The organism is Microbacterium sp., assembly GCF_047972865.1.
GTDB lineage: Bacteria > Actinomycetota > Actinomycetes > Actinomycetales > Microbacteriaceae > Microbacterium.
Map to the genome: position 1 here is coordinate 1 of NZ_JBKEAY010000007.1, position 9919 is coordinate 9919.

Genomic DNA, 9919 nt, shown 5'->3' on the forward strand with positions numbered 1-9919 from the left:
GTGCGGCGACAACAGAACTTGGGACATGCTGGCGTCTGATGGGGTAGCTCAGAGCGGAGCGGGTCAGAGCGGCGCGCCGTCCTTGTAGACGGCGTGGACCAGCGGCACCCCGGGACGGTAGGCGAGGTGCACGCGGGTGGGAGCGTCGAGCACGACCAGATCGGCGCGCGCGCCAGGGCCGAGGTGCCCCACATCCTCGCGCCGCAACGCGTGTGCACCTCCCGCCGTGGCCGCCCACACCGCTTCGGCCGGTGTCATCCCCATCTCGCGGACGGCGAGCGCGACCATGAGCGGCATGGAACTGGTGAAGCTCGTGCCCGGGTTGCAGTCGCTGGCCACGGCGACGGTCACGCCGGCATCGAGCAGCCGACGCGCGTTCGGGTAGGGATGTTTGGTCGAGAACTCCACGCCGGGAAGCAACGTCGCGACGGTGTCGGATGCCGCCAGCGCCGCCACGTCGGCGTCGGACAGATACGTGCAGTGATCCACAGATGCCACCGCGAGGTCGACGCCCAGCCGCACCCCGTCGCCGAATCCGAGCTGGTTGGCGTGCAACCGGGGTAGCAAGCCCGCCGCAACGCCCGCAGAGACGATGCGCGCGGTCTCTGCGGGGGTGAACGCGCCGACCTCGCAGAACACGTCGAGCCAGCTCGCGTACGGTTGCACCGCTTCGAGCAACGGGCCGCACACCAGGCGGACGTAGGCGTCGCGGTCCTCGCCGTACTCGGACGGGACGACATGTGCGCCGAGGAATGTCACCTCGGAGGTGACCTCCCGTGCGAGGCGCGCGAGACGCGCTTCTCCCTCGACCGTGAGGTCGTACCCCGTTTTCACCTCGAACGTCGTGGTCCCTTGAGAATGCAACTCCGCGACAAGACCGCGAAGCCTGGTGCGCAGTTCGTCGTCGGTCGCGGCCCGCGTGGCCGCGACCGTGCGCCGTATGCCTCCAGCGACATACCTCTCGCCGCTCATCCGCGCTTCGAATTCGTCGGCGCGGTCGCCGCCGAAGACGAGATGCGTGTGACTGTCGACGAAACCCGGAATCACCGCCCGTCCCCCGAGGTCGATCACCTCGGCATCCGCCGTCCCGGTGCGAGCGTGGAGCGCCCCAGCACCGGCACCAGCCCCAGCACCGGCACCGTCACGGGGAGCGACACCGTCACGGGGAGCGACACCACCGGCCCGGGGCACGTCCCGCGCTGTGCCCTCTCGGGCCGGGACAGCGCCAGGCACAGCGGATGCCGGCCCCGTCCAGGTGATCCGTCCGTCCTGGATCAGGACGGCAGCATCGTGCACCGTGCCGCACCGGTCACCGGCGGTCGCGACGTTCGTCGTCAGCTCACCGATGTTCGTCAACAGCGTGGGCGCGGTCACAAGCCCGGCACCATCGGGATCGTCAGTCCACGCTCGGCGGCGACCTCGATGGCGCGGTCGTATCCGGCATCCACGTGCCGCATCACGCCGGTGCCGGGGTCGTTGACCAGCACCCGCGCCAGTTTTTCGGCGGCCAGCGCCGTCCCGTCGGCGACCGTGACCTGTCCGGCGTGGATCGAGCGGCCGATGCCGACCCCGCCGCCGTGGTGGATCGACACCCACGACGCCCCGGATGCCGTGTTCAGCAGCGCGTTCAGCAGCGGCCAGTCCGCGATGGCATCGGACCCGTCGGCCATCGCCTCGGTCTCCCGGTACGGGGAGGCGACCGATCCGGCGTCGAGGTGGTCGCGGCCGATCACGATCGGGCCGGACAATTCCCCCGAGGCGACCATCTCGTTGAACTTCAGGCCCGCGAGGTGACGCTCCTGGTAGCCGAGCCAGCAGATCCGCGCCGGAAGCCCCTCGAAGTGCACCGTCTCACCGGCCCGGCGCAGCCAGCGCTGCAGTCCGGCGTCGTCGGGGAACAGCTCCGCGACGGCGCGGTCGGTCTTGGCGATGTCCTCCGGGTCTCCCGACAGCGCGACCCAGCGGAAGGGGCCGCGCCCTTCCGCGAACTGCGGCCGGATGTAGGCGGGCACGAACCCGGGGAAGGCGAAAGCGTTCTCGAAGCCCCCGAGCTCGGATTCGGCGCGGATCGAGTTGCCGTAGTCGAAGACGGCGGCCCCGGCATCCTGGAAACCGACCATCGCGGCCACGTGCACGGCCATCGCCTCGCGTGCCCGCCGCGTGAACGCCTCCGGGTCGTGCTGCGCCTGCGCCTTCCAGTCGTCGAAGGCGATGCCCGGCGGCAGGTACGCGAGCGGGTCGTGGGCGCTGGTCTGGTCGGTCACGATGTCGATCTGCACCTGCCCGGCCTGCTGGCGACGCAGCAGGTCACCGAAGACCTCGGCGGCGTTGCCGACGACGCCGACCGACAGCGCCTCGCCGGCGTCGCGGGCAGCCGAGACGCGGGCGACCGCGGCATCCAGGTCGGTCGTGTACTCGTCGAGGTATCCGTGCGCCACCCGCCGCGCCAGACGGGACTCGTCGACGTCGACGATCAGCACGGCGCCGTCGTTGAGGGTGACCGCGAGCGGCTGGGCCCCGCCCATGCCGCCGCAGCCGGCGGTGAGGGTCAGGGTGCCGGCGAGCGAATCGCGTCCCAGCGAACGGGCGGCGGCGGCGAAGGTCTCGTACGTGCCCTGCAGGATCCCCTGCGTCCCGATGTAGATCCACGACCCCGCGGTCATCTGGCCGTACATCGTCAGGCCCAGCGCTTCGAGGCGGCGGAACTCGGGCCACGTGGCCCAGTCGCCGACGAGATTCGAGTTGGCGATCAGCACACGCGGCGCCCACTCGTGGGTGCGGAAGACGCCGACGGGCTTGCCGGACTGCACCAGCAGCGTCTCGTCGGGCTCGAGTTCGTCGAGAGTGCGCACGATCGCGTCGAACGCCTCCCACGACCGGGCGGCGCGGCCGGTGCCGCCGTAGACGACGAGGTCTTCGGGTTGCTCGGCGACCTCGGGGTCGAGGTTGTTCATCAGCATACGCTTGGCGGCCTCGGCACCCCAGCTCTTGGCGGTGCGCTCGGGCCCCCGCGGGGCGCGGACGGTGCGGGTCATCGGTCGGCTCCTTCGGTGGCGGGAACGGGGGCATGCGATGCCGTATGCCGGCCGGCGGTCCGGGCGACCGCGCCCGACTGCACCAGCGCGGTGATGGCCTCCACGTCGGGCGACACCGCGCGATCGGGGCCGGGGCCGGCCGCGCCGGTGCGCACCAGGTCGCGCACCGCGGCCGTGGCCGGCGCGGGCCGCAGCGGGGCGCGCAGGTCGAGGGCCCGACCGCCAGTGAGCACCTCGATCGCCAGCACCCGGGTGAGTCCGTCGATGCCGCGCCGCAGCTTGCGCGCGGCGGCCCAGCCCATCGACACGTGGTCCTCCTGCATCGCCGACGACGGAATCGTATCGACCGATGCCGGAACCGCGAGCCGTTTGAGCTCGGACACGATCCCGGCCGCGGCGTACTGGGCGATCATGAGCCCGGAGTCGACGCCGACCTCGTGGGCCAGAAACGGCGGCAGCCCGTGACTGCGTGCCGGATCGAGCGCCCGGTCGGTGCGCCGCTCCGAGATGGAGGCGATGTCGGCGACGGCGATCGCGAGGAAGTCGAGCACGGCGGCGACCGGCGCCCCGTGGAAGTTGCCGTTGGACTCGATCCGCCCGTCGAGCGTGACGACGGGGTTGTCGACGGCGGCCTCCAGCTCACGGTGCGCGACCGCGCGGGCGTGGTCGGCGGTGTCGCGGGCCGTGCCGTGCACCTGCGGCGCGCACCGCAGCGAGTAGGCGTCCTGCACCCGCGTGCACGACGCTGGATCGCGGTGGCTGGCCACGATCTCCGAGCCGGCGAGAAGCCGGCGGAGGTTGCCCGCCGAGGTGGCCTGCCCGGGCTGCGGTCGCAACGCCATCAGGTCGGCGGCGAACACCGCATCGGTGCCGAGCTGCGACTCGACCGAGATCGCGGCGGCGACGTCGGCGGTGTCGAGCAGCACGTCGAGGTCGTGCAGGGCCAGCAGCAGCATCCCGAGCATGCCGTCGGTGCCGTTGATGAGGGCGAGCCCTTCCTTCTCCTCCAGCACGAGCGGAGCGATCCCCGCCGCGGCGAGCGCGTCGGATGCCGGGACGGTCCGCCCCTCGGCGTCGTGCACCTCGCCCTCACCGGTCGCGGCCAGGGCGATGTGTGCCAGCGGCGCGAGGTCACCCGAGCAGCCCAGCGATCCGTACTCGCGCACGATCGGAACGATGCCCGCGTTGAGCATCGCCGCGTATGTGTCGACGACCACGGGACGCACACCGGTGCGGCCCGTGGTGAGGGTGCGCAGGCGCAACAGTTGAGTGGCGCGCACGACCTCGCGCTCCACCGCAGGGCCGGTGCCGGCGGCGTGGGAACGGATGAGGCTGACCTGCAGCTGCCGGCGACGCTCGGCGGCGATGAAGGTGGTCGCGAGCGCTCCGAATCCGGTGGAGATCCCGTAGTGCGGCGCCGCGTCGCCGGCGAGCCGTTCGATCAGGAGGCGGGTGCCGGCGACGCGCTCGCGGGCCTCGTCGGCCACGACGACCGCCGCGCCGTCGCGGGCGACCGCGACCACGTCCGCGGGAGTGAGGGTTCGGTCGCCGACGGTGACAGGAGAGGGCATACCTCGATTGCACCCCGTTACGGTGGCGGATGCCACGGGTCGCTGGCATCCTGTGTCTGTGATCCCAGACACTCCGCAAGTCCCGGCGGCCGATCAGACACTGCGGGTGCTGAGTCTGCTGGCCCGGCAGCGGGGGCCGGTCGCGGCACGCATGATCTCGGACGCCCTCGACATCCCCCGCTCGAGCGTCTACCACCTGTTGGCGGCGATGCAGCACCACGGTTTCGTCGTGCACCTGCCCGACGAGCGCCGCTGGGGACTGGGTACCGCGGCGTTCGAGCTGGCGGGTGGGTTCGCCCGCCAGCAGCCCCTGGCGCGGCTCGGCCGTCCGCTGGTCGCCGAGCTCGCCGACCGGGTCGGTGAGAGCGCCCACCTGGCGGTGATGACCGGCCGGGACGTGCTCTACGTCGTGGAGGAGCGAGCGCGCCGGCGCCCCACGCTGGTGACCGACGTCGGGGTGCGCCTGCCTGCGCACCTCACGGCCTCGGGGCGGGCGATGCTCGCGCTGCTGCCGCGCGCGCAGGTGCGCGCCCTGTACCCCGACCAGACCGTGTTCGCCGACCGCACCGGCCGCGGACCGGACACGCCGTCACACCTGCGCCACGCCCTGGAGCGGGTGCGCGCCGACGGCTGGGCCGGTGAGGACGGCGAGGTCACCGTCGGGTTCCGGTCGGCGGCCGTCGCCGTCCGCGACCACGCCGGGTGGCCCGCCGCCGCCATCGCGATGACCTGGCCGGCCGAGGCGGACCGCGACAGCGCCGTCATGGCCGCCGCCGTCGCCGAGGCGGCATCCGTGCTGTCCCGGCGGCTCTACGGTCACTGAGCCGGGCGAGCGGTCCTCAACTGCCGCGGCACAGACGCAACGTCGTCGCGACGGCGAGGTGGTCGGTCCCCGGGATGTCGATGCGGTCGAACGAGGTCGCCTGCGTGCCGCGGGTGAGGACGTGGTCGATGTTCGCGAACGGCGGCACCGGTCCGGTCGCCGGCCACGTCGGCATCGGCCACCAGCCGGACGCCGCGGCGGCATGGTCCAGACCCCCGGCGAGCGAACGAAACGCCGGGTGCGCGGTGCCCGCGTTGAAGTCTCCCGCCATCACCAGGTGCGGGGCCAGCACGTCGCGGTGCCAGGCGCCCAGGAGCCGGAGCGAGCGCTGCCACCGATCTGCACTGCCGCGCACCGGCGGATACGGGTGGACGGCGGCGATCACGGCCTGCTCGCGGTCGGGCAGGTCGACACGGGCGACGGGCTGATCGAACGCACTCGGGTCCTCGGGACCCTCGACCTCGGTGAGCGGGAGCGTGGAGAGGATGACCGAACCGGCATAGCCGTCGGAGACCGGCCCGGTGCGAGAGGTGTACCGAGAGCCGATCGCCGTAGCCTGGAACGCGGAGATCATCGGCTCGTCGACCTCGAGAAGAACGACGACCTCGGGGGCGCGCTCGGTCACCTCGGCGACCACCGCGTCGAGGTCGGCCTGCGCCAGCTCGACGTTGAGGCTGAAGACGCCGAGCTCACTGCCGGCCGCGCACGAGGTCCCGCCCGGCGGAACCAGCAGCGGGGCCGTCCCGATCACCGCCGCCACGGCGATGACGACCGCCGCCGCCCACGCGCGGAAAGCGGCCGAGACCACCGCCGCGAGGGCGAGCGCGAGCATCGCGACCCAGGCGACCGCCTGCACCTGCGGTACCAAGCCCCCGACGACCAGGTCCGGGTACGGGATCATCGCGATCGCCCCGGCGACGACGACCACCACGGCGAGCCACACCCGACGGCGTACCCGCCGCGCGGCAACACGACGCTGACGTCGCCCCAGTGGCTGCGGGTTCATCACGGGTCTCAGTCGACCTGCTGCACCGTGCCGCCGGTCAGCGCGACAAGCTCGTCGAACGTCAACGGGAACACCGTGTGCGGCGTACCCCCAGCCGCCCAGATCTGCGGGAACGCCGCCAGGTCGCGGTCGACGATCGTCCGAAGCGGCGCCGGATGGCCGGTCGGGGCCACTCCGCCGATCGCCTGGCCGGTCGCTTCCCGCACCTGCTCGGCACTCGCGCGCCGGATCCTGCTCGCACCGATCCGCTCGGCGAGGGCGGCCGTGTGGACACGGTGGGCACCGCTGGTCATCACCAGGAGCGGTTCGTCGTCGCACTGGAAGACGAGGCTGTTGGCGATCGCCCCCACCACCACGCCCAACGCCTCGGCGGCGAGGACGGCGGTCGCGGCGGCATCGGGGAGCACAACGATCTCACCGGTGATCCCGTGGGAGCGGAGCGCGTCGTGAACGAGGCGGCTCCGGGGCGGCAGGGTCTCGGGCGCGGTCATGGTGCCAGCCTAAGCGGTGTCACCGGGAAGCTGGGACCGGCCTTCCCGCGGCGGCCAAGCTGTGCCCGGCCGGGGTCGCCGGCTCGGGGGCTTGGCGCCGTGCCCTGGGTGCACGGGTGTGCGGGAGTGCCCCTCATGCCGAGTGGCTGGCGGTTCCGGCCTGCGGATGCGGCACCTCGACGCCGTGCAGGATGCGCAGCGCGTGCTCGGCTTCGGCGAGCCGCCCGCGGACGGCGAGGTCTCGCACGCGCACCGAGGGCCCGTGCAGGAGCACACCGGCCAGATGCCGGAGCGCCGCCTCGGTCTCGTCGCCGGCGCCGCGGGCGCGGGCCCGCGCCACCTCGGCCTCCAGCACGCTCTGGGTCTGACGGCGCAGCGCGGTGATCGCGGGGCCCGCGGCGACGTCGGCGGCGTGCTCGGAGGCGGCGTCACCCACGAGGGCACGGGCGTGGGCGTGGGCGTCGAACTCGTCGAGCGGGGCGTGCAGCTTGATCGTTTCGAGATCGAGCAGTTCGACGCCCGCGACGGCGCCCACCTCGGGGTCGACGTTGCGCGGCAGGCCGAGGTCGATGAGCAACACCCGCCGGCCCGGCCGGAAGGCGTCGGCGTGCACCACGGCATCCGTCGTGCACGTGATGACGACGTCGGCGACCGCAGCGGCATCGGCGAACGACGACTCGGCGATCAGCCCGCGGGATGCCGCGAACGCGGCGGCACGCCCCGACGGCGAGTACACGTGCAGGTGTTCGGCGCCCCGCGCGCGCAGGCTCTCCACGGTGCGGGCCGCGTACCGCCCGGTGCCGACCACGAGCACGCGGGCCCGGGTCCAGTCGGCGACGCGACTGGAGGCCAGTTCCAGCGCCAGCCGCACGAGCGACCGGTGTGCGCCGCCCAGCGCGGTGCGGTGACGCACACCACGACCGGTGCGCAGCGCCCGCTGAAACAGGCGCTCCAGGTCGCTGCTGGTGGTGCGGTCGGCCCGCGCCCCGTCCAGCGCGCGGCGCACCTGTCCGGAGATCTCGTCCTCCCCGATCGCGATCGACTCCAGCCCGCTCGTCACGGCGAACAGGTGCGAGATGACGGCATCCCGATCGTGGACCTGCACCGAGGTGCGCAGCTCGTCGACAGCGACACCGCTGGCGGCGGCCATCGTCTCGATCACCGAGGCGGCCGCCACCGCGGCGCCGCCGGTGAGCGGTTCGTCGATATCGAGGTACGCCTCGAATCGGTTGCAGGTGGCCAGGACCACGGCTCCGGCGACGAACGGGACCTCGCCGACGAGGGTGCGGGTGGCGCGGGGGGCTCCGAGCGACAACGCCTCGAGAACGTCGAGGCTCGCGTTCCGGTGATTGGCGGAAAGACACAGGAGCACGAAACTAATGTTAACCGTGTGTTGCTGACCGTGTCCCATCCGCTGCGCGACGGCCGTGTCGCCGCATCCTCCCTCCTGGCCGCCTACCGAGGGCACCGTCCCGCCACCGCACCGGTCTGGTTCATGCGGCAGGCGGGCCGGTCGCTCCCGGAGTACCGCGCGCTGCGCGTGGGAACCGACATGCTCGAGGCGTGTCTGACCCCCGACCTGGCCAGCGAGATCACCCTGCAGCCGGTGCGACGACACGGGGTCGACGCGGCGATCTTCTTCAGCGACATCGTCATCCCTGTGCGCGCGGCCGGCGTCGACGTGCGGATCGTCCCCGGGCGCGGACCGGTGCTGGCCGAGCCGGTGCGGACCGCGGCCGACGTCGCCGCGCTCCCGGCCCTCGACCCCGCCGCCCTCGACCCGGTGCGGGAGGCCGTCGCCGCGACAGTCGCCGAACTCGGCTCCACCCCGCTGATCGGGTTCGCCGGCGCGCCGTACACGCTCGCGTCGTATCTGGTGGAGGGCGGCCCGTCGAAAGAACAGTTACGCACGCGGGCGCTGATGCACGCCGATCCGGATACCTGGGCGCGGCTGCTGTCGTGGTGCGCCGAGATCACCGGCGCGTTCCTCGCGGCGCAGATCGCCGCCGGCGCGTCGGCCGGTCAGCTCTTCGACTCGTGGGCGGGCTCGCTGAGCCTCGCCGACTACACGGCCCACGTCGCGCCACACTCGGAACGTGCCATCGCACCCGCGAAAGCCCTCGGCGTGCCGATCGTGCACTTCGGGGTCGGCACGGCCGAACTGCTGCCAGCCATGCACGCGATCGGTGCCGACGTCTCGGGCGTCGACTGGCGGCTGCCGCTGGATGAGGCCTCGCGCCGGCTGGGCGGAACGGTGCCGCTGCAGGGCAACATCGACCCGGCGCTGCTGGCGGCGCCGTGGGCGGTGCTGGAGGCCCACGTCCGCGATGTCGTCGAGCGGGGCCGCGCCGCACCGGCGCACGTCGTGAACCTCGGTCACGGCGTGCCGCCCGACACCAACCCGACCGTGCTCACCCGGCTGGTCGAGCTGATCCACTCGCTGTGATCGCGGTGGCGGTGGGAGCGGTGCACGCAGACTTCGAGGTCATCGGCGGCGGTGCCGCCGGGCTCGTGACAGCCCGAGCGCTCGCGCGCGCCGGCGCCACGGTCGTGCTGCACGAGGCCACCGATCGCCTCGGCGGCACCGTCTCCTCCCACGAGGTCGCGGGCCTGGTGCTGGATGCCGGAGCCGAGAGTTTCGCCGTGCGCGGCGACACGGTCGCCGCGCTGCTGGGCGAACTCGGTCTCGGCGACGACATCGTCGCCCCGCGGCCGGGACCCGCGTGGTTGCAGCCGGCAGCCGGGGACGCGGTACCGCTGCCGGCGACGAGTCTGCTCGGCATCCCGGTCGACCCCCGCGCGCACGACGTGGTCGCGGTGATCGGGGCGGATGCCGCGACTCATGCGGCCGACCTCGACGCGGCGCCCGCGACCGACGATCTGCCCGAAACGCTCGGTGAGCTCGTGCGGGAGCGCATGGGGGCCGAGTTGCTCGACCGGCTCGTCGCGCCGGTCGTCCACGGCGTGCACTCGCTGCATCCCGACGACCTGGC

The 9919-nt window shown here is 73.1% G+C and carries 9 protein-coding genes; 3 read left to right on the forward strand and 6 right to left on the reverse strand.

Going from position 1 to position 9919, the window contains the following annotated elements; translation table 11 throughout:
• Positions 1-63: 63 nt before the first annotated feature.
• Genes hutI through hutH form a run of 3 tightly spaced genes read right to left on the reverse strand, consistent with a single transcriptional unit; the run spans position 64 to position 4606 of the window.
• The gene (gene hutI, locus ACK5KK_RS00370; protein WP_416888109.1) at positions 64-1374 is read right to left on the reverse strand and encodes an imidazolonepropionase; all 1311 of its coding nucleotides are present in this window, start codon (positions 1372-1374) and stop codon (positions 64-66) included.
• A complete protein-coding gene (gene hutU, locus ACK5KK_RS00375) occupies positions 1371-3035 on the reverse strand; it encodes a urocanate hydratase (protein ID WP_416888110.1) in 1665 nt (554 codons plus the stop codon). Before hutU ends, hutI begins: the two co-directional genes overlap by 4 nt.
• Positions 3032-4606, reverse strand: coding sequence for a histidine ammonia-lyase (gene hutH / locus ACK5KK_RS00380; protein WP_416888111.1), 1575 nt, complete (start codon positions 4604-4606; stop codon positions 3032-3034). Before hutH ends, hutU begins: the two co-directional genes overlap by 4 nt.
• Positions 4607-4658: 52 nt before the next feature.
• Between hutH and ACK5KK_RS00385 the strand changes: the two genes are divergently transcribed.
• On the forward strand, positions 4659-5429 hold the full coding sequence (locus tag ACK5KK_RS00385) for an IclR family transcriptional regulator (protein ID WP_416888112.1): 771 nt from the start codon (positions 4659-4661) through the stop codon (positions 5427-5429).
• 16 nt (positions 5430-5445) lie between these two features.
• Here the strand turns inward: ACK5KK_RS00385 and ACK5KK_RS00390 are convergent, their stop codons facing one another.
• The 3 genes from ACK5KK_RS00390 to ACK5KK_RS00400 all read right to left on the reverse strand — a co-directional run bounded on the left by ACK5KK_RS00390 (position 5446) and on the right by ACK5KK_RS00400 (position 8298).
• Positions 5446-6435 (reverse strand): endonuclease/exonuclease/phosphatase family protein, encoded by a 990-nt coding sequence (locus ACK5KK_RS00390; protein ID WP_416888117.1) that lies wholly within the window; start codon positions 6433-6435, stop codon positions 5446-5448.
• Between the two features lie 8 nt (positions 6436-6443).
• Positions 6444-6926, reverse strand: a complete 483-nt coding sequence (locus ACK5KK_RS00395) for a YbaK/EbsC family protein (protein WP_416888113.1) — start codon at positions 6924-6926, stop codon at positions 6444-6446.
• Between the two features lie 133 nt (positions 6927-7059).
• Positions 7060-8298 (reverse strand): glutamyl-tRNA reductase, encoded by a 1239-nt coding sequence (locus tag ACK5KK_RS00400; protein ID WP_416888114.1) that lies wholly within the window; start codon positions 8296-8298, stop codon positions 7060-7062.
• Between the two features lie 18 nt (positions 8299-8316).
• On the opposite strand from ACK5KK_RS00400, the gene hemE reads away from it, so the two are divergent.
• Both hemE and ACK5KK_RS00410 read left to right on the forward strand, forming a co-directional pair.
• Complete coding sequence (gene hemE / locus ACK5KK_RS00405; protein WP_416888115.1) at positions 8317-9372, forward strand: uroporphyrinogen decarboxylase; 1056 nt, start codon at positions 8317-8319, stop codon at positions 9370-9372.
• On the forward strand, positions 9369-9919 hold a 551-nt coding region (locus ACK5KK_RS00410), incomplete at its 3' end, for a protoporphyrinogen/coproporphyrinogen oxidase (protein WP_416888116.1). The genes hemE and ACK5KK_RS00410, both read left to right, overlap by 4 nt.

Bases quoted from the DNA above. Each gene is read 5' to 3' on its own strand.
- hutU (WP_416888110.1), bottom strand. From the start codon at position 3,035: ATGACCCGCACCGTCCGCGCCCCGCGGGGGCCCGAGCGCACCGCCAAG.
- hutH (WP_416888111.1), bottom strand. From the start codon at position 4,606: ATGCCCTCTCCTGTCACCGTCGGCGACCGAACCCTCACTCCCGCGGAC.
- ACK5KK_RS00390 (WP_416888117.1), bottom strand. From the start codon at position 6,435: ATGAACCCGCAGCCACTGGGGCGACGTCAGCGTCGTGTTGCCGCGCGG.
- ACK5KK_RS00395 (WP_416888113.1), bottom strand. From the start codon at position 6,926: ATGACCGCGCCCGAGACCCTGCCGCCCCGGAGCCGCCTCGTTCACGAC.